The sequence below is a fragment of the Aliivibrio sp. S2TY2 genome (assembly GCF_028765525.1).
GTDB classification, from domain to species: domain Bacteria; phylum Pseudomonadota; class Gammaproteobacteria; order Enterobacterales; family Vibrionaceae; genus Aliivibrio; species Aliivibrio finisterrensis_A.
Genome location: NZ_JARACS010000016.1, coordinates 55,383 through 74,104, shown reverse-complemented (window position 1 = coordinate 74,104; position 18,722 = coordinate 55,383). Strand labels below are relative to the sequence as shown.

General features: G+C 39.7%; 19 protein-coding genes. 8 read left to right on the top strand and 11 right to left on the bottom strand.

Going from position 1 to position 18,722, the window contains the following annotated elements; all coding sequences use genetic code 11:
* Positions 1-98: 98 nt before the first annotated feature.
* From PVK63_RS18150 to PVK63_RS18140, 3 genes are read left to right on the top strand one after another with little or no spacing between them, the layout of a single operon-like run.
* Positions 99-710, top strand: a complete 612-nt coding sequence (locus PVK63_RS18150) for a Crp/Fnr family transcriptional regulator (protein ID WP_274440819.1) — start codon at positions 99-101, stop codon at positions 708-710.
* A 60-nt stretch (positions 711-770) separates the two neighbouring features.
* Positions 771-1,223: a GNAT family N-acetyltransferase gene (locus tag PVK63_RS18145; protein WP_274440818.1), complete on the top strand. Its 453-nt coding sequence runs from the start codon at positions 771-773 to the stop codon at positions 1,221-1,223.
* A gap of 11 nt (positions 1,224-1,234) precedes the next feature.
* On the top strand, positions 1,235-2,086 hold the full coding sequence (locus PVK63_RS18140; RefSeq protein WP_274440834.1) for a DMT family transporter: 852 nt from the start codon (positions 1,235-1,237) through the stop codon (positions 2,084-2,086).
* An 18-nt stretch (positions 2,087-2,104) separates the two neighbouring features.
* Here the strand turns inward: PVK63_RS18140 and PVK63_RS18135 are convergent, their stop codons facing one another.
* Positions 2,105-2,767, bottom strand: coding sequence for a LysM-like peptidoglycan-binding domain-containing protein (locus PVK63_RS18135; protein WP_130045935.1), 663 nt, complete (start codon positions 2,765-2,767; stop codon positions 2,105-2,107).
* A gap of 139 nt (positions 2,768-2,906) precedes the next feature.
* Between PVK63_RS18135 and PVK63_RS18130 the strand changes: the two genes are divergently transcribed.
* Together PVK63_RS18130 and PVK63_RS18125 are read left to right on the top strand one after the other, a co-directional pair.
* On the top strand, positions 2,907-3,527 hold the full coding sequence (locus PVK63_RS18130; protein WP_130045934.1) for an FKBP-type peptidyl-prolyl cis-trans isomerase: 621 nt from the start codon (positions 2,907-2,909) through the stop codon (positions 3,525-3,527).
* Between the two features lie 122 nt (positions 3,528-3,649).
* A complete protein-coding gene (locus PVK63_RS18125) occupies positions 3,650-4,114 on the top strand; it encodes a DUF2780 domain-containing protein (protein ID WP_274440816.1) in 465 nt (154 codons plus the stop codon).
* Between the two features lie 64 nt (positions 4,115-4,178).
* On the opposite strand, the gene PVK63_RS18120 is transcribed toward PVK63_RS18125, so the two are convergent.
* The 6 genes from PVK63_RS18120 to dusA all read right to left on the bottom strand — a co-directional run bounded on the left by PVK63_RS18120 (position 4,179) and on the right by dusA (position 10,793).
* Positions 4,179-4,940 (bottom strand): phosphoadenylyl-sulfate reductase, encoded by a 762-nt coding sequence (locus PVK63_RS18120; RefSeq protein WP_130049122.1) that lies wholly within the window; start codon positions 4,938-4,940, stop codon positions 4,179-4,181.
* The gene (gene cysI / locus PVK63_RS18115; protein ID WP_274440815.1) at positions 4,933-6,663 is read right to left on the bottom strand and encodes an assimilatory sulfite reductase (NADPH) hemoprotein subunit; all 1,731 of its coding nucleotides are present in this window, start codon (positions 6,661-6,663) and stop codon (positions 4,933-4,935) included. Before cysI ends, PVK63_RS18120 begins: the two co-directional genes overlap by 8 nt.
* Positions 6,663-8,486 carry an assimilatory sulfite reductase (NADPH) flavoprotein subunit gene (locus PVK63_RS18110; RefSeq protein WP_274440813.1) on the bottom strand — a complete coding sequence of 608 codons (1,824 nt, stop codon included), beginning with the start codon at positions 8,484-8,486 and terminating at the stop codon, positions 6,663-6,665. Before PVK63_RS18110 ends, cysI begins: the two co-directional genes overlap by 1 nt.
* Positions 8,487-8,620: 134 nt before the next feature.
* Complete coding sequence (locus tag PVK63_RS18105; protein ID WP_130045929.1) at positions 8,621-8,851, bottom strand: hypothetical protein; 231 nt, start codon at positions 8,849-8,851, stop codon at positions 8,621-8,623.
* A gap of 144 nt (positions 8,852-8,995) precedes the next feature.
* Positions 8,996-9,688 carry a TIGR04219 family outer membrane beta-barrel protein gene (locus PVK63_RS18100; RefSeq protein WP_274440812.1) on the bottom strand — a complete coding sequence of 231 codons (693 nt, stop codon included), beginning with the start codon at positions 9,686-9,688 and terminating at the stop codon, positions 8,996-8,998.
* A 118-nt stretch (positions 9,689-9,806) separates the two neighbouring features.
* On the bottom strand, positions 9,807-10,793 hold the full coding sequence (gene dusA, locus PVK63_RS18095) for a tRNA dihydrouridine(20/20a) synthase DusA (RefSeq protein WP_130049126.1): 987 nt from the start codon (positions 10,791-10,793) through the stop codon (positions 9,807-9,809).
* 178 nt (positions 10,794-10,971) lie between these two features.
* Here dusA and zur point away from each other — a divergent pair, with 178 nt between their 5' ends.
* Positions 10,972-11,424: a zinc uptake transcriptional repressor Zur gene (zur, locus tag PVK63_RS18090; protein ID WP_130045926.1), complete on the top strand. Its 453-nt coding sequence runs from the start codon at positions 10,972-10,974 to the stop codon at positions 11,422-11,424.
* 19 nt (positions 11,425-11,443) lie between these two features.
* Positions 11,444-11,914 carry a chemotaxis protein CheX gene (locus tag PVK63_RS18085; RefSeq protein WP_274440811.1) on the top strand — a complete coding sequence of 157 codons (471 nt, stop codon included), beginning with the start codon at positions 11,444-11,446 and terminating at the stop codon, positions 11,912-11,914.
* A gap of 236 nt (positions 11,915-12,150) precedes the next feature.
* Here PVK63_RS18085 and pgi read toward each other — a convergent pair whose 3' ends face one another.
* The 4 genes from pgi to PVK63_RS18065 all read right to left on the bottom strand — a co-directional run bounded on the left by pgi (position 12,151) and on the right by PVK63_RS18065 (position 17,768).
* On the bottom strand, positions 12,151-13,803 hold the full coding sequence (gene pgi / locus PVK63_RS18080) for a glucose-6-phosphate isomerase (protein ID WP_274440810.1): 1,653 nt from the start codon (positions 13,801-13,803) through the stop codon (positions 12,151-12,153).
* A 238-nt stretch (positions 13,804-14,041) separates the two neighbouring features.
* Positions 14,042-15,268: a BamA/TamA family outer membrane protein gene (locus tag PVK63_RS18075; protein WP_274440809.1), complete on the bottom strand. Its 1,227-nt coding sequence runs from the start codon at positions 15,266-15,268 to the stop codon at positions 14,042-14,044.
* A gap of 10 nt (positions 15,269-15,278) precedes the next feature.
* Complete coding sequence (alr, locus tag PVK63_RS18070) at positions 15,279-16,361, bottom strand: alanine racemase (protein WP_130045922.1); 1,083 nt, start codon at positions 16,359-16,361, stop codon at positions 15,279-15,281.
* Positions 16,362-16,370: 9 nt separating this feature from the next.
* Positions 16,371-17,768, bottom strand: coding sequence for a replicative DNA helicase (locus tag PVK63_RS18065; protein ID WP_130045921.1), 1,398 nt, complete (start codon positions 17,766-17,768; stop codon positions 16,371-16,373).
* A gap of 183 nt (positions 17,769-17,951) precedes the next feature.
* Between PVK63_RS18065 and PVK63_RS18060 the strand changes: the two genes are divergently transcribed.
* Positions 17,952-18,716 carry a DUF481 domain-containing protein gene (locus PVK63_RS18060; protein ID WP_207215686.1) on the top strand — a complete coding sequence of 255 codons (765 nt, stop codon included), beginning with the start codon at positions 17,952-17,954 and terminating at the stop codon, positions 18,714-18,716.
* The last annotated feature ends 6 nt before the right edge of the window (positions 18,717-18,722 follow it).

Below are 18,722 nucleotides of genomic sequence, written 5' to 3'. Positions count from 1 at the left end.
TAGAAATAGCATGGTGGTTTCACCATGCTATTTTTTTATCTGTATGCTAAGTTTTCCACTATTAAAACATCATCTTCTAATAATAAAAGAGCTTAACTATGAATGATCTTTTTACCACTCAACTGGAATCACACGGGTTTACTCCCCATGAAATATCTCAAATAGTTAAGTTAGGTAAGCTAAAAACCCTTCCTGCTAAGTCTATACTTATCAAACAAAATAATGTTGCTAATGAATTCTATTTTCTTATTGATGGATTTTGTCATTCTTGCTACCTCACAGAACAAGGTAAGCAGTTTAGTAAAGAGTTTTATTGGAAAGGTGATTGGGTGGTAGGATTTGAAGAATTATTAGATCAAACGCCATCTCCCTACACTCTTGAAACAATTACTCAAACCACATTAATAGCATTACCGATTACATTACTTAATCAATGGCGAAAAGACGCTAACCTTCTTTATATCAAACTACTAGAAACTCAATTATTATATAAGGAAAGAAAAGAACGCTTTATGTTACTTAATTCACCTCAATCTCGTTACGAGGTGTTCTGTCAGAACTATCCTAATCTTCGAGCACAATTAAGTGACTATCAAGTAGCCGCCTATCTTGGGATCACCCACATCAGCTTAAGTCGTATTAAAAATAGAATTAAAAATAGAATTAAAAATAGAATTAAAAATAGAATTAAAAAAGTTAACATAAGTTAATGCCTAAAAAAATGAAAGTAGGTATCTTGATGATCTTCTTTTTTTATCGAGATAACACCTATGATTCATTGGCAAAAAATACCATTTAATAACTTAACTACCATCCAACTGTATGAACTTATCCGCTTAAGAGTCGATGTTTTTGTGGTTGAACAAACTTGTCCATATCCTGAATTGGATGGCAAAGATTGCCAAGATGGGGTTTATCATTTAATTGGAATGAAAAATAATGAAATAATCGCCTGCGCTCGATTACTGCCTGCAGGGGTTAGTTATAGCAATGTCAGTATTGGTCGCGTAGCAACAAAAGAAACAGCAAGAGCTAATGGTTTAGGTCACGAACTCATCTCTCAAGCTTTACTGAATTGTGAAGAATTATGGCCTGGGGAAAGTATTGATATTGGGGCTCAAGAACATTTAACTCACTTTTATCAAAAGCATGGTTTTAATGTAATTTCTGATATGTACCTTGAGGATGATATCCCTCATGTCGACATGCGATTAATAAAATAATGAAACCTATGATGACACCAGTCAATCTTGCTATTGTTTTACTTGTATTAGGTAATTTACTGGCATCACTATCTGATGTGGCGGTAAAAGTCCTTGATGGTGGAGTTTCACCTTTTCAGTATATTTTCTTACGTCAGCTAGTTTCACTCGCTCTTCTCTTTCCATTTTGGATTCGCCAACCACCAACATTAAGAAATTTAAGCAATCCAAAAATAACAGTATTAAGAGCCCATATTCTCTTAATTGGCAGTTGTTGCATGGTGGTATCTATCACTTATTTAACCCTTGCGACTGCCAATGCCGTTTTTTACACCGCACCGTTATTAATGATCCCACTTTCAATCTTGCTACTCAATGAAAGGCCATCAGCAAAGAAAGTGCTTCAAACTGTTATTGGATTTATTGGTGTTCTGATTATTCTTCGCCCTTCTCAATTTCATTGGGCAGCTATTTTTGCTTTAGGAACGGCAACAACGCTAGCGCTATATAATCTTTTAGTTAGAAAAATCCCCAATGACCAATCCGTTATTACCACACTGTTTTGGACAACCTGTTTATCTCTGCCTGTTGCCGGAGGCTTAGCATGGTTTTATTGGCAGCCATTAAGTCATAATGAGGTACTTTGGATAGCCTTAAGCGCTGGCTTTATTATTAGCTATAACGGCCTAGCAACCATGGCATATAAAAAAGCACCAGCAACTCAGATATCTTTAGCGGAATATTCAGGGCTTATATTTGTGGTTTTATTTGGCGTAATTTGGTTTGATGAAGTGCCAGATGCATTAACTGCGGCGGGAATTGCGTTAATCATTCTCCCTCTAATGCCTAAAACATGGTTAAAGAACTTAAGAGGGAGGCGTTAATAGGAAAGAATAAGAACTTTATTTACTGCGGCCAAAGTTACCATCTGACATTCTAAAGTACATAATTGCTTGGTTATCTCGCTCTATCTGAAGGATGTCTAATTCACCCTGCGGATTAAGCTTAAAACGAAATAATTGACCTTTTTTAATATTGCTCAATGGTTTATCGGCACCTTCGATTTTAACCACCTTGTTTAGTTCTGTGAGCGACAGATTATTTTTTCTAAATACTTGATACAGCGTATCACCCGCTTGAATTTGATAATCATGCCACTTTGCAGAAGTTTGAGTTGATTGCGAGGCTTTAACTTCTGTTATATTTTTTGCTGGCTCTGCTTCTATTTTCTCTTTTTCGACTTCATAAGCAGAAGGCGTATTACGAAGTGCTGCTTCTTGCTCACTCAAACCTTTTAAATTTAAACTGACACTTTGTCTTTGCATTTCAGGTGCAGGGATCATCGTAGGCTGAATACTCTCAAGCTCTTCTTCTGCACCGCTTGGCAATAGAATTAAAACAAAAGTAACTGGAACTAAAATGCGTAATGCTTTTTGATGAAATAGAGGTAAGCGCTGCCAATAAGGTAAAACTTTATCGGTAAGAGGCCCAAACTTATCCTTTAAGTTAGCCAGTTGCTCAGAAAAATCTGGGCGCTTTATATTCATTTTTTTCTTTTTATTCATGCCATCGCCTCATGCGAAACTGGTGAGCTCACGTTTTATTCTAATATCAGAGCGCAAAGAAGTACAAAAGTTTACCTTAAGCTTAGATCTCTGTATCCTTTAGTCTTTCGTTTATACCATATAAAGAAAGAGAGACAGCATGTCTGAAGTAAAATTAGAAACAGTAGAGCAAAGAGCAAGCTACGGTATTGGCCTTCAAATGGGTCAACAACTTGCACAATCTGGTCTTGAAGGCCTAAACGTTGCAGCTATCGCTAAAGGTATCGCTACTTCATTAACTGGCGACATGCCAGAAATCGAAGTTGACGCGATCAACGAAGCACTTCAAGCACTTCACATGCGTGCTGAAGAAGCTCGTGCTGAAGCATCTAAAGCTGCCGCTGCTGATGGCGAAGCTTTCCTAGCTGATAACGCTCTTCGTTCAGAAGTAACTGTACTTGAGTCTGGTCTTCAATATGAAGTACTAACTGTAGGTACTGGTGAGATTCCAACTTCTGATAAAACAGTACGTGTTCATTACCACGGTATGTTAACTGACGGTACAGTATTTGACAGCTCTGTAGAGCGCGGTCAACCTGCTGAATTCCCAGTAACTGGTGTTATCGCTGGTTGGGTTGAAGCACTTCAACTAATGCCTGTAGGTTCTAAGTGGAAGCTTTCTATTCCACAAAACCTTGCATACGGTGAGCGTGGCGCTGGCGCTGCAATCCCTCCATATGCTGCACTAGTATTCGAAGTAGAACTACTAGACATCATCTAATCTTTCTCAAAAAAGATTAAAAATAAAATTAAAAAGCGATGACTATATGCATCGCTTTTTTTTATGTCATACTCTAATAAAATGTTACAAAAACAAATTGATAATGTTAAAAGGAAATGACAATGAAAAAAACGTTAATTTTATCTACTCTTGCGCTTTCTCTTACTGCTGCAGCCCCTGCTAATGCCTTTCTTTCGAGCCTATTTGGTGGTGATGATGAAGCAAACACTGAGCAAGTCACTGCATCTAATCCACTTGTCGGCATGCTTACTGATAATCTTGGGATTTCAGCAGATCAAGCTGCTGGCGGTGCAGGTGCATTATTAGCAATGGCAGGAAATGGTCTATCAAACTCAGAAAACTCAGAGCTAAATAGCATGGTTCCTGGTCTTGAATCGTTAACAAATGCCATCCCTGGTGGATTAGGCAGCATGATATCAAATATGGACAGCGTAAAAGCGGCTTTCTCTGCACTCGGTTTAGACCCAGCACTTATCTCTCAATTTACGCCTTTAATTACACAATACCTAACATCTCAAGATGCAAGCTCAGGCCTGTTAGATTCATTAACCTCACTGTGGAAATAATATTTCAGTCATAAATAAAAAAGACAGCCTATATCACGCTGTCTTTTTATCTCATATAAACTATTTATATTCCAGAACCGGCAGTCTCACCGTCATCTTCATGCAAGCCACACTCCCTTTTTAAACCAAAGAAGCGAGTCTCCTCTTCTTTCATTCCCGGTTCCCATTTTTGAGTGGTATGTGTATCACCTACAGAGAGATAACCTTCATCACGCAATGGGTGATAAGGTAAACCACGCTCTTCTAAAAAGTAATGAACGTCTTTATTACTCCAGTCCAACACAGGTAAAAACTTAAACACCCCATTTTGAATACTAAGCACTGGTAAGTTTGCACGAGAGTTTGATTGTTCACGACGTAAACCTGAAAACCAAATACCGACTTCAAGTTGATCCAGTGCTCGGCGCATCGGCTGAACTTTATTTAGCTTATTATACTTCTCAATTCCCTCAACCCCTTTCTCCCACAATTTACCATAACGTGCTTCTTGCCAATTTGGCGTTTCTTCCGCGGTAAACACATGCAGGTTTAGTTTTAGTCGCTCAGTGAGTTGGTCAACAAACTGATAAGTTTCAGGAAATAAATATCCGGTATCGGTTAAAATAACCGGAGTATCCGCTTTTGCGTCAGTGACTAATTGCAACATCACTGCTGCTTGAATCCCAAAACTTGAGGACACCGCAGGGTTTCCTTCTAAGTTCTCTAACGCCCATAAGATTCGTTCTTGAGCGGTTAGCGTTTCAAGCTCTGCATTGACTTCCGATAATCGTAATATTTGCTCAACTTTAGTTAATGACAACAGCTCTGATAATTGCAATTTAGGCATAAAAGTCCCTTTTTGATACTTTCACTTCATCCACAATGCCGGCTCGAATGGTAAAATCACCAAACCCTTCATTACCTTGGCGCTCTGTAGCCCAGCGTCCTACTAACTCATCAATTTCTGCTAAAATTTGTCGGTCTGTAATATTCTCTTTATACATTTTAGGCACACGAGTGCCACTGCGATTACCACCTAAATGGAAGTTATAACGACCAGGCGCCTTACCAACTAAGCCAATTTCAGCCAACATCGCACGGCCACAACCATTTGGACAACCTGTCACACGGAAGATGATATTGTCTTCTTCTGGCAAGTTATGCTTTTTCAACACACCTTCAATCTCAGTAACAAACTCAGGCAAGAAACGCTCTGCTTCAGCCATCGCTAATGGACAAGTAGGAAACGCCACACACGCCATTGAATTTTTACGCTGCTCTGAATGCCCATCGTCAATTAAGCCATGCTCACGAGCAATTTGCTCTATCTGATCTTTTTGCTCCGCTGGTACACCAGCAACGATTAAATTCTGGTTGGCAGTCATTCTAAAATCGCCTTGGTGGATCTTAGCTATTTCAGCAACCCCTGTTTTTAGTGGTTTTTCCGGATAATCTAATAAGCGACCATTCTCAATAAATAATGCTAAGTGATGCTTACCATCAATACCTTCAACCCAACCAATTCGATCACCACGCTCTGTTAACTCATAAGGGCGACTTGCTTCAAATTGAATACCAGCACGTTTTTCCACTTCGGCTTTAAATACATCAACACCTACACGATCTAACGTATATTTTGTTTTTGCATTTTTACGATTTGAACGGTTACCCCAATCACGCTGAGTGGTCACAACTGCTGCAGCTACCTCTAATGTTTTCTCTAATGGTATAAAACCGAAATCATCTGCTTTACGTGGGTAAGTTGCAGTGTCGCCATGGGTCATTGCAAGACCACCACCAACAAGTACATTAAAACCAACCAGTTTTCCATCATCTGCAATTGCAATGAAATTCAGATCATTCGCATGCACATCCACATCATTTTGCGGTGGGATCACAACCGTTGTTTTAAATTTACGAGGAAGATAGTTACTGCCTAAAATTGGCTCTTCATCGGTCGTTTCTAACTTCTCACCATCTAACCAAATCTCGGCATAGGCACGTGTTTTTGGTAGCAAGTGTTCACTGATTTTTTTCGCCCACTCGTACGCTTCTTGATGTAATTCAGATTCAATAGGGTTAGTCGTACACAACACATTTCGATTTACATCACCTGCTGTGGCAATCGAATCAATACCGATACTATTAAGCGTTTGATGCATTAATTTAATGTTTGGTTTTAGAACACCGTGAAATTGAAACGTTTGACGAGTGGTTAAACGCAAACTGCCATAAGAGGTATTTTCTTCTGCAAACTTATCAATCGCTAGCCACTGTTTTGGGGTGATAATTCCACCCGGCATACGCGCACGTAGCATTACGTTATGCAGAGGCTCTAATTTTTGTTTTGCACGCTCAGTACGAATATCTCTATCATCTTGTTGATACATACCGTGAAAACGGATCAACTGGAAATTATCTTTAGTAAAACCACCTGTAATGCGATCTTGAAGATCTTCTTCGATCGTCCCTCTAAGATTTTTACTTTCACGCTTTAGACGCTCATTATCCGCTAATGGGCCAAGTTCAGTGCCTGATAAGATTGTTTTTACTGCAATTTGTTCACTCATTAGTACACATCCCTTTGGTAACGTTTCGCCTTACGCAGATCATTTACAAACTGTTCCGCTTCTTCTCTGTTCTTTTTACCTTGTTGCTCAACAATCGTAATCAAGGCTTCATGTACGTCTTTTGCCATGCGAGTTGCATCACCACACACGTAGATATAAGCGCCATCTTGCAGCCATTGCCATACTTGTGCTGAGTGCTCTAGGATACGGTGCTGTACATAGACTTTTTCTTGCTGGTCACGACTGAATGCGACATCTAATTGATTTACAACGCCTGATTTAAGGTATTTTTGCCATTCCACTTGGTATAAGAAATCTTGCGTGAAGGTTCTATCACCAAAGAATAGCCAGTTTTTTCCTTCTGCATCACGGTTGTCACGTTCTTGCACAAATGAGCGGAATGGAGCAATACCCGTACCTGGGCCTATCATGATCACAGGAACATTATCATTTTGAGGAAGTTTGAAATTATTGTTGTGTTCAATAAACACTTTCACTTCATCGCCTTCTTCTAGACGATGAGATAAAAAGCTAGAGGCACCACCAAATCGAGACTCATCTCCTTGTTGGTATTCAACTACACCAACCGTTAAATGAACTTCTTCATCGACTTCTGTTTGGCTTGAAGCAATCGAATATAAACGAGGGGTTAAACGACGAAGTAATCCAACTAATTGCTCTGCCGTTAATTTTGTTTTCTTTTCTGATAGTAGATCAATGACTTGAGTATTACCTGCATACTGGCGTAATTTGTCTTTGTCTGCGGTCAGTTTCTCTAGTTTTTTACTGCTTGATAGCTCAGAAAATGCCGTAACTTGTTGTGGGTTTGATGACGTAATTTCGTACTTTTCAACTAACGCTTTTTGAAGTGATATCTGCTCACCATCAACATCTACTTGTTCTTCACCAGTAAGACTTACTTGTTTTAAGATTGCAGCGGCAAGTTTGGGGCTATTTTCAAACCACACCCCAAGAGCATCACCCGGTTGATAAGTTAACCCTGAACCTTCCAAATCGATTTCAATATGACGAACGTCTTTACCTGAATCTCGACCCGTGATTTTCTGGCTAGTTAATAACGTAGCGGTGTATGGGTTCTGTTTAGTGTATTGCGAAACAGCATGAGCCGCTTGTCCTACTGGCAATTGCACAACCTGTCCATTGTTAGAATCATCACCTGTTGCCAATGTTTTTTTTACTTTCTCTAACGCTTGTTTACGCCACTCCGCTGCTGGTGCTTCATAATCCACATCTAAATCGATACGCTCAAAAAATGGCGTAGCTCCTTTTTTGGATAAGTAAGCATCGAAGTCTTTACCTGTTTGGCAGAAAAATTCATAACTCGAATCCCCCAAACCAATAACCGCGTATTTTAAATTATCTAATTTAGGCGCTTTTTTAGATTGAAGAAATTCATGCAATTCAATGGCATTATCTGGCGCTTCACCTTCACCATTGGTTGATGCCACAATAATAACGTGAGTTTCTTTAGCGAGATTTTTACCTTTGTAGTCACTGGCATCAAAAAGCTCAACGGCAATACCTGCTGCCGATGCTTCTTCTTTTAAAGCTTCGGCAACCCCTTTAGCATTGCCTGTTTGCGAGGCATAAATAATTGATAATTTACCAGCAGGCTCACTTGATACTGCGGCTGCGGCTTGATTGATTGGTTGTGCTGCACCTGAGGTTTGGCTCACACCCCAAAAATAACCACTTACCCAAGCAAGCTGTTGCGGAGATAATTCTGAAGCCGCTAGCTGTAATTGACCTATTTGTTGATCATTAAGTGGGCTAGCGAGTGCGGAGAGTTCCTTTAATAACATGACGACATCCCTATTCATTGCGTCATATTAGATTAGCGACTCTTTTCTATAACAAGAAAGAATAGATAGGTATGTTTTATAACTTTTTGGAAGAAAGAAATATTTGCGTTAATTAATTTAAGGTGAAAATAAGGTTAATCATTAATCCTGACTTGGTTAAATCCAACCGCTAATGCACTTTTAGAGGCTGATTCTAAATCCCTGTATTTCATCTCACCACCTTTCATATCAGTAAGCAGAACAAGGCCTCCACGCACATGGCGAAACTCTACAATCCAAGACTCCTCAACCACGACAGGCTCTATCACCGCCTCCACTAATTGATCTTCTTGGTACATCAATTTTAATTCACTTAATGTCGTCATAACTGCATCCTTACCAAATATGAATATCATAGTAATATCCATTCTATAAGCATGGTCAATAAACAGAGATTGAGCAAATTTAAAATAAAAAAATAGCGACTCAGTCACCTGAATCGCTATTTTTAATATTCTGGTTATCTCTGATTAGAAATCAAATGATAGACCACCGAACCAACCATCAACCATTACGTTTGCTTGGTTGCTATCAAAGCCTTCAAAGTAACCAAATTCATGGTCCATTACGCGATAACCTACTTTGATTTCTAGATCGACCGCATCAACAGGAAGAATGTATTTAACCCCAGCTTGACCATCCATTGTACGAGTACCGCTACCACTACCAAAATCATACTGACCAAAAATGTGGAAATGCGTATCGGGAATATGCAGTGACGCATCGGCGTACATGTTCATTGCAGTTTCACTAAAGCTTTGATCTGCTCGGCCTCCAGAGATTGAGCCACCTTTATTGAATTCGCCATTAGCAAACTGTGTTAGTGTTAAACCCACATCAAACTGAAGACCATTAGTGTCTAATAATTTATAGTAACCAGTGTAGTCAATTTGATCATATTCAAAACGATCAGACCTTACTGGGGTATAACGAACTTTAACATTTGGCACATAAGCAAATGGGTGCTCAAAAGCGATTGAGAACGCTTGCGATGCATCAACATCATTTTTACGAACAGCATCATCTTTAGATCCCACTTTTGCATCAGGGAACCACGCATCAATTTCAACTTTAGTGGTAAATTCCTTCTCTGTTGAATGTGCTGGTACTGCCAATACTAAGGCAGTTGAAGCAACAACAGCGGTAAGGGATAGTTTGTTCATGCGTAGTCTCCATTTGCGACGCTATTTGTTTCATATGCGGTAATAATAAACGATCTGGTTTATTTATGTACTTTCTTTTTATTTCTATTTAATGCAATTTCACTAAAGTAAAAAAAGCTTAAACATCTAACTCTTTTGGAATTTTAGCTAGCGCTGCTTCAACCACTTCAATACCTGAACCTGGTTTATGAGCATTTTCACTGATATAGCGACGCCATTGACGAGCACCCGGCATACTTTGGAATAAACCCAGCATATGACGAGTAATATGACCAAGATGTGCACCATTTTCTAATTGGCGCTCAATATATGGGTACATTGCCTCTACAATTTCACGACGCTTTTTAATTGGTTTATCACTACCAAAAAGTTGTTGATCAACTTCTGCTAATAAATAAGGGCTCTGATACGCTTCACGACCAATCATCACGCCATCTAGATGTGCTAAATGCTCTTTTGCTTCCGCTAATGTTTTAATGCCGCCATTGACTGCAATCACTAACTGAGGAAAATCTTTCTTGATTTGATATGCGCGTGGGTAATCTAACGGTGGAATTTCACGGTTTTCTTTCGGGCTTAATCCACTTAGCCACGCTTTACGAGCATGAATAGTAAATTGATCACAACCACCCTTCTCATGAACCGTTGAAACGAATTTAGTTAAAAACTCATAGCTATCTTGGTCGTCAATACCAATACGGGTTTTTACCGTTACTGGAATATCAACAACCGCTTTCATCTCAGCGACACATTCGGCAACTAGATCTGGCTCACCCATTAAACAAGCACCAAAACGACCATTCTGAACTCGGTCTGATGGACAACCTACATTAAGGTTAACTTCATCATAGCCACGCTCGGCTGCTAATTTTGCACAATGAACTAAATCTTTAACGTTCGAACCACCTAGCTGCAATGCAACCGGATGCTCTTCTTCGTTATATGCAAGAAAATCACCTTTACCATGGATTATAGCGCCAGTCGTCACCATTTCTGTATATAAAAGCGCATGCTCAGATAATTGACGATGAAAATAACGGCAGTGACGGTCTGTCCAATCAAGCATTGGGGCAACGGAAAAGCGTTGTAGTGGGTAAGAGCTCATAAATAAATTCGTTCAGTGATCAATGCCGCAATTCTAACATGATCAGAATAGAAACAGCCAACCTATTACCACGATAATGATGCCCATAAATAAAATGACATTCTGAAAAATAGTCACTAAAATAACCGATAACTTATGATAAACTCACTGTCTGTTCAAAAAATAAGACACATAATCCTTGAATCGTACGCAAAAACAAAAAGTTGAGCTATTGTGCCAGCAACGTGGGGTAAGACTCACACCACAGCGATTAACAGTTTTAGAGCTGATTGTCTCTCACCAGGGGGCGATAAGTGCTTATGATCTTTTAGAGCAATTAAAGAAAATAGAACCCCAAGCAAAACCACCCACTATTTATCGTGCTTTAGATTTTTTAGTGACCCAAGGTTTTGTTCATAAGGTCGAATCAATAAATAGTTATATTTCTTGTTGTGTTATTGGCGAACACGCTCATTTTTCACAACTATTTATCTGTCGTACTTGCGATGACGTTGTTGAGTTCCATGATATTAAAATAACAGAGCAGCTAACAAAGCATGCTGAACAAATTGGCTTTTCTGTCGAAAACCATATTGTTGAAACTCATGGTACTTGCAAAGCTTGTTTAAGTAACAACAATAATAAAAATTAATTAAAGGACATTACCTACCATGCGCGCTGAATTTGTAAACCCATTCTTAGCTTCACTGATGAATGTACTTAAAACGATGGCTTCAATGGATTTAAAACCACAAAAGCCTCGTATTAAAAAAGATGAAATTGCTCGTGGTGATGTTTCAGGTTTAATAGGCATGGTTGCTCCACAAAGTAAGGGCTCAATGTCGATTACTTTTGATGAACAGCTTGCTCTGCAAATCATGCAAAACATGCAAAACATGTTAGGTGAGCGTCCAAATAGCATCAATGAAGAAGTGACGGATATGGTAGGTGAAATCACCAATATGGTTACTGGTGGTGCAAAACGTATTCTTTCTGAAAGTGGTTTTGAATTTAGCATGGCAACGCCTATGGTTGTTTCTGGTAAGGGCCATACGATTACTCATAAATGCGATGGTGCGATTATTATCATGCCATTTACTTCAGAATGGGGTAATGCGTTTATTGAAATCTGTTTTGAGTAACAGAGACTAGAGACTAGAACGCTGCGCTTCTATAAGAGCAAGAGCAAAAGCAAGAACTAAAGGATTCAGGATTCAGGATTCAGGATTCAGGATTCAGGATTCAGGATTCAGGAAATGATAAAGGTTGATATTTAGGTATCAGCCTTTTTTATTACCTGTAATATCGATAAGTAATAAATACAAAAAGAGCCGACCGAAGTCAGCTCTTTTAATTAATAAATTTTATAACTTAACGATTAAGCTTTGTATGCTTTAAATGCGTTAATTAAGCCGTTTGTTGAACTGTCGTGAGACGTTACGACTTTATCATCTGCTAACTCAGGAAGAATTTGGTTAGCCAGTTGCTTACCAAGTTCTACGCCCCATTGGTCAAAGCTGAAGATATTCCAAATCACACCTTGTACGAAGATTTTGTGCTCGTACATTGCAATCAAGTTACCTAGAGTTTTAGGCGTTACTTGCTTAACAAGAATTGAGTTTGTTGGGCGATTGCCTTCAAACACCTTAAATGCCACTAACTCTGCCATTTCTGCTTCAGTTTTACCTGCTGCTGCAAATTCTGCACGAACAGTCTCTTCTGTTTTACCAAAAGCCAATGCTTCTGTTTGAGCAAAGAAGTTAGACATCAGCTTCTGATGATGATCACCCACTTGGTTGTGGCTGATTGCAGGCGCAATAAAATCACAAGGGATTAATTTTGTACCTTGGTGAATCAATTGGTAGAACGCGTGTTGACCATTTGTACCTGGTTCACCCCAAATGATTGGACCCGTTTGATAATCAACAGGGTTACCGTTACGGTCTACACATTTACCATTTGATTCCATGTTGCCTTGTTGGAAGTACGCAGCAAAACGATGTAGATATTGATCGTATGGAAGAATTGATTCTGACTCAGCACCGTGGAAGTTGTTATACCATAGGCCGATCAGTGCCAAGATAACTGGTACGTTATTTTTCAGATCCGTATTAGCGAAATGGTTATCCACTTCATGAGCACCTTCAAGAAGCTCAACAAAGTTATCAAAACCAACCGCTAGTGCAATTGAAAGACCGATTGCTGACCATAGTGAATAACGACCACCAACCCAATCCCAGAATTCAAACATGTTGTCAGTATCAATACCAAACTCAGAAACAGACTGTGCATTTGTTGATAGTGCAGCAAAGTGCTTAGCAACATGTGCTTGATCACCAGCTTCAGCAAGGAACCAATCACGAGCACTGTGTGCATTTGTCATTGTTTCTTGTGTTGTGAATGTTTTAGATGCGATTAAGAATAACGTAGTTTCAGGGTTTAATGGCTTCAATGTTTCAACGATATGTGTGCCATCAACGTTTGAAACAAAGTGCATGTTTAAACGAGTCTTGTATGGTGCTAACGCTTCAGAAACCATGTAAGGGCCAAGATCTGAACCGCCGATACCGATGTTTACGATATCCGTAATTTCTTTACCAGTGTAACCTTTCCACTCACCAGAAATTAGACGCTCTGTGAAGCCTTTCATTTTTTCTAATACTGCATTTACTGCAGGCATTACATCTTCACCATCAACCATAATTGGCGTGTTGCTACGGTTACGAAGTGCAATATGTAAAACTGAACGGTCTTCTGTTTTGTTGATTTTCTCACCGTTAAACATCGCTTTCATTGCTGAAGACAACTCTGTTTGCTCTGCTAATGCGAACAATTTTTCCATTGTTTCTTCGGTAACTAAGTTTTTAGAGAAATCCACTAGAATGTCTTGACCAAACGTCGTTGAAAATTTATCAAAACGTTGTGCATCTGCAGCGAATAATTCAGATAGGCTAAAATCTTGTGCTGTTTCAAAGTGTGCAGTTAAGTCTGCCCAAGCTTGAGTTTCTGTTGGGTTGATGTTTTTTAACATGGTAAAAATATCCCGTGTAATATACTTAATGGTTCAAAAAAAAATTAATGAACGCCCCGTTTATACGAATCTAAAATTTGATGCTCGGTATTATTTAGTGAGCTTTATATTTAGGTATTATGACCAAAACTACGCTCACCCTTTTTGAGTTAGGTCACATTAAAACTTCTAGTAGTAAACATTATCTCTATCAAAACTACTGAACACTAGTGTTGAGATCATTTTTCTTACTAAAATATTAAAATGGTTGGTTGATCATCACTCTAAATAAACCTTCTTCACTGCCTTTTGACATCTCAGTTCGAACAACAATACCTTCAACTTGAAAGCGTATTGCTCCGCCTGCACTCCACTTCATGTCTTCATGCAGTGTTGAAAGTGAGAATTCATCTGCTACTCGACCTGCATCAACAAAAATAACCCATTGCCACCAAGGTACATCATAAAGATTAAAGATAGGCCAATCTTCTAGCGGTTGCCAATCAGGCATCACTCGATATTCTGCAGAATAATGAATAGCTGAACGACCATGGAAACGCCCACTGCTGTAGCTCCTTAATCGATATAACCCACCAAGCTTTATGCCTGCATATTCTGGAGGCTGATGATGAGTACCATCTTGCCAACTTGGTGTATCAGCAAGATAAACATCCAATGCCAACACTTGCTTATTAATAATCTCACCGAGATTACCTAAATCAAAAAAGGCACTTTGTTGGAACTCCCATGTCCACCACTCTTCTTGTTCACCGGTTTGTGGTGAATAAGTAAAATCCAATTCAGTACGAGAACCATGGGTGGTATTTCTTACGCTATTTCGATTGTCCCAGTCAAAATTAACTTTCATTCCCCAGTTAGAGTCTGGCTCATTCCAATTTGCAACATCCGCTAATTTTCGAGAGTAATAAAAAGGGCTAAACTCAATACTCGACACACCACTTTCTAATGGGTTAAATCCTTTTATTTTTCTTTCAGGAAGATAGGCCGCTCTCGCTCCAATCGTTTTTGCATTACCAATAGGTAAAATGTAATTAGCCGTTAAATGGTATTGTGCTTCGATGCTGTCGGTAAACACTTCGTCATTCACATTGGAGTTATTATTACCGGCAGAGCCTAGGTGATAATCCATCTCTTTGAAATTAGCATTATACGCATTAGCCCCGACTAACCATGAATGACCGACTTGAAAATTATTTGCAGACAAGTACGTCATATAAGAGCCTTTACTTGAATAAAGCCCCGCTGCAAATAATGTCGCTTGAGGTTGGCCGACGCCTTTCATTACCGCGGCGGCGCCTATGGTAGTCCCCAAGCTTTCAGACGAAAATAGGAAAGGAACCGCTGAGGTTTCTGGTAATGATGTTGGCCAAATATCTTCTTTGGCAAACGCATCACTCAAAAAAGAAAAAGGCATAATAAGAAAAAGCGCTAAACCAGTAGCGCTTTTAGATGGGAATGAATTCAAAGTAGTCTCATTAAATATATTGCATCTGTACTCGTGATGTTAGTTTAGTCACTAACTCATAAGCAATGGTTCCTATGTGCTCTGCAACTTCTTCTGCAGGAAGATCTCGTCCCCACAAAATAGCTTCATCACCCACTTTATCTTGAGCATCAGGACCAAGATCAACAGTAAGCATATCCATAGATACTCGGCCAGCAATCGAGACTTTGCGCCCATTAACTAAAACAGGTGTACCGTTAGGTGCTGCAATAGGGTAACCATCACCATAGCCAATCGCAATAACCCCAATTTTGGTATCACGTTCGCTGGTCCACATTGCTCCATAGCCAACACTTTCACCTGCTTTTACATCACGAACTGCGATTAAATGAGAGGTAAGGGTCATGGTAGGCAAATAACCTAGCTTTTGTGCTGACTGATTCGCAAATGGTGAAACGCCATACATAATAATACCAGGTCTAACCCAATCTAATTGGCTATCAGGCCATGCTAATAACCCTGCGGATGCCGCCAGAGATCGCTCACCTTGGCAACCATCAGTTAATGACATAAAGGTATCTATTTGCTTATTGGTTGTCGGATTATCTAACTCATCAGCACAGCCAAAATGACTCATGTAACGCAGTGGCTTCGCGACATTTTTACATGCGTGCAAACGATCTACGTATTCTTGATACTCTTCAGGGCGAATGCCTAAACGATGCATTCCTGAATCCACTTTTAACCAAACAACAACTGGGCCTTCAAGTTCAGCGCCTTCTAGTGCTTCTAATTGCTCTTTACAATGTACAGCTGTCTGAATGTTATTTGTGACCAAAATAGGTAAATCACAAGCGGAATAAAAACCTTCAAGTAACAATACTTGCTTAACGATGCCACCAGCACGAAGTTGCAATGCTTCTTCTATACGAGCTACGCCAAACGCATCAGCACCTTGCGCCCCTTTTGCTATATTCAGTAGCCCATGGCCATAACCATTTGCTTTAACAACAGCAAGAAGCTTACTGTTTGGCGCTTGTTGTTTAATTTTTTGCAAATTATGCGCTAACGCTGACATATCAACTTGGGCAGCCGCCGCTTTCATGTAGCTCATATTATTGCCTTATTCATCATCAAACGCAGGGCCTGCGTAGTTATCAAAACGTGAGAATTGCCCTTGGAATGTAAGACTTACCGAGCCGATTGGACCATTACGTTGTTTACCCAAAATAATTTCTGCGATGCCTTTACGATTACTCTCAGGGTTATAAACCTCATCACGGTAAATAAACATGATTAAATCGGCATCTTGCTCGATCGCTCCCGATTCACGAAGATCCGAGTTAATTGGGCGCTTATCGGCACGTTGCTCTAGGGAACGGTTCAACTGAGATAGAGCGACAACAGGAACGTTCAATTCTTTGGCTAATGCTTTTAATGAACGTGAGATTTCAGAGATCTCTAACGTACGGTTATCTTGTAAACCCGGAACTCGCATTAACTGAAGGTAATCGACCATGATCATACTTAATCCACCCGCTTCACGTGCAACACGACGCGCACGAGAACGAAGCTCAGTTGGTGTTAAGCCTGAGCTATCATCGATGTACATGTTTTTCTTTTGAGTCAAAATGCCCATGGTAGACGAAATGCGCGCCCAATCTTCATCGTCTAATTGACCGGTACGGATTTTGGTTTGGTCAACACGAGAAAGTGACGCTAACATACGCATCATCAGCTGTTCAGCTGGCATCTCTAGTGAGAAAATAAGGACGGGTTTGTCTTGGTCCATTGCGGCGTTTTCACACAAGTTCATCGCAAAGGTGGTTTTACCCATTGATGGACGAGCAGCAACAATGATTAAATCAGAACCTTGTAAGCCTGCGGTTTTCTTATTGAGATCAGTAAAACCTGTCGATACCCCTGTCACACCATCTTGCGGGCTTTGATATAAGATCTCGATACGCTCTAAGGTTCTCTCTAAAATTGAATCGACATTTTGAGGGCCTTCATTTTCAGTAGTACGCTCTTCTGCAATGGCAAAGACTTTACTCTCTGCCATGTCGAGTAAATCTTCTGATGTTCGGCCTTGTGGATCATAACCTGCATCTGCAATTTCATTTGCAACACCAATAAGGTTACGTACCATTGCACGCTCACGCACGATATCTGCATAAGCATTAATGTTTGCAGCACTTGGGGTATTTTTAGCTAAATCCGCCAGATACGCAAAACCGCCAACAGAATCTAATTTCTCATGACGTTCAAGGTGCTCAGATAAGGTAATTAAATCCAAAGGCATACTATTTTCTAGGATGGATTTAACTGACTCAAAGATAAGTCGATGCGGTCGGCTATAAAAATCTCCTGCCACCACTTTTTCTGCAACGGTATCCCAACGCTCATTATCAAGTAACAAACCACCAAGGACAGATTGCTCTGCCTCCAATGAATGCGGCGGTACTTTTAACGCGTCTACTTGTGCGTCTGGTTTGCGGTTTTGATTTCGATTATCAGCCATTACTACTTTTCACCATCCTAAATTTAGCTCTACATTATAACCAAAAGAAACATGGATGAAATAACAATCCTTCTCTAGCAACCTTACCATTCGCAAAATAAAGATTTTGACTCAAATTTAACTATTTGAATCAAGAAAACACCTATACTATCTGACCTCTTTTATTCTTTTTGAGATTGATGCGTGTTAAAAAAAGTGTTTCTAACTGGGCTTATTACTATAAGTGCATCAGTGCATGCTAGTGAGCTCGATACTGAAGACACGGATACGTCCCCCCCATCACCGTGGGAAAGCCAAGTAGAGTTTGGTTACCAATCAAATACTGGTAACAGCGACTCTCAATCACTCAATAGTCGATTTGAGGGCAGCTACACATCTGGACAGCACCGTCATACTGGTGAAATAAAATATTACTTATCAGAAAAAGACGGTGAAGCCGATAAAGATCAACTAAGCATTAATTTGCAAAGTGACTATAAGATCAGTCCTGATTACTACTTATATGCCAACTTTAAAGGGCTAAACACAAAATACAGCGCCTACTTTAACGACTATACTTTTTCTGGTGGTTTGGGTTATCAGATCAGTAATACAGAGAAATTATTATTAGAATTAGAAGTGGGTCCCGGTTTTCGTTACCAAAACCCTAACTTAGATGAAATTGATGATGATGATTTAATTTTGCCTGAAACCGTCCAAGAACCTATTGTTCGTACCAACGTTAATATGTCTTGGAAAGCGCTCGATAACTTAACCTTAGCGGGTGAAGTTACCATTACCGCAGGTCATAGTAATACTCGTGTCGATTCTGAAGTCAGCGTTACGAATAACATTACTGAAGAAATCGCCCTAAAAATTGCACAATCACAAGAGTATCTTGATCGTGTTCCCCCTGGGCTAAGTCAAACCGACTCTGTTTTTTCAATTAACTTATTGTTTTCATTTTAGACTCTT

Excerpts from the sequence above, each read along its gene's own strand:
- PVK63_RS18140 (WP_274440834.1), top strand. The coding sequence starts at position 1,235 with ATGACACCAGTCAATCTTGCTATTGTTTTACTTGTATTAGGTAATTTA.
- alr (WP_130045922.1), bottom strand. The coding sequence starts at position 16,361 with ATGAGCTACATGAAAGCGGCGGCTGCCCAAGTTGATATGTCAGCGTTA.
- pgi (WP_274440810.1), bottom strand. The coding sequence starts at position 13,803 with ATGTTAAAAAACATCAACCCAACAGAAACTCAAGCTTGGGCAGACTTA.
- PVK63_RS18065 (WP_130045921.1), bottom strand. The coding sequence starts at position 17,768 with ATGGCTGATAATCGAAATCAAAACCGCAAACCAGACGCACAAGTAGAC.
- cysI (WP_274440815.1), bottom strand. The coding sequence starts at position 6,663 with ATGAGTGAACAAATTGCAGTAAAAACAATCTTATCAGGCACTGAACTT.
- PVK63_RS18150 (WP_274440819.1), top strand. The coding sequence starts at position 99 with ATGAATGATCTTTTTACCACTCAACTGGAATCACACGGGTTTACTCCC.
- PVK63_RS18110 (WP_274440813.1), bottom strand. The coding sequence starts at position 8,486 with ATGTTATTAAAGGAACTCTCCGCACTCGCTAGCCCACTTAATGATCAA.
- PVK63_RS18145 (WP_274440818.1), top strand. The coding sequence starts at position 771 with ATGATTCATTGGCAAAAAATACCATTTAATAACTTAACTACCATCCAA.
- PVK63_RS18085 (WP_274440811.1), top strand. The coding sequence starts at position 11,444 with ATGCGCGCTGAATTTGTAAACCCATTCTTAGCTTCACTGATGAATGTA.
- PVK63_RS18135 (WP_130045935.1), bottom strand. The coding sequence starts at position 2,767 with ATGAATAAAAAGAAAAAAATGAATATAAAGCGCCCAGATTTTTCTGAG.
- PVK63_RS18120 (WP_130049122.1), bottom strand. The coding sequence starts at position 4,940 with ATGCCTAAATTGCAATTATCAGAGCTGTTGTCATTAACTAAAGTTGAG.
- PVK63_RS18125 (WP_274440816.1), top strand. The coding sequence starts at position 3,650 with ATGAAAAAAACGTTAATTTTATCTACTCTTGCGCTTTCTCTTACTGCT.
- dusA (WP_130049126.1), bottom strand. The coding sequence starts at position 10,793 with ATGAGCTCTTACCCACTACAACGCTTTTCCGTTGCCCCAATGCTTGAT.
- PVK63_RS18105 (WP_130045929.1), bottom strand. The coding sequence starts at position 8,851 with ATGACGACATTAAGTGAATTAAAATTGATGTACCAAGAAGATCAATTA.
- PVK63_RS18100 (WP_274440812.1), bottom strand. The coding sequence starts at position 9,688 with ATGAACAAACTATCCCTTACCGCTGTTGTTGCTTCAACTGCCTTAGTA.
- PVK63_RS18130 (WP_130045934.1), top strand. The coding sequence starts at position 2,907 with ATGTCTGAAGTAAAATTAGAAACAGTAGAGCAAAGAGCAAGCTACGGT.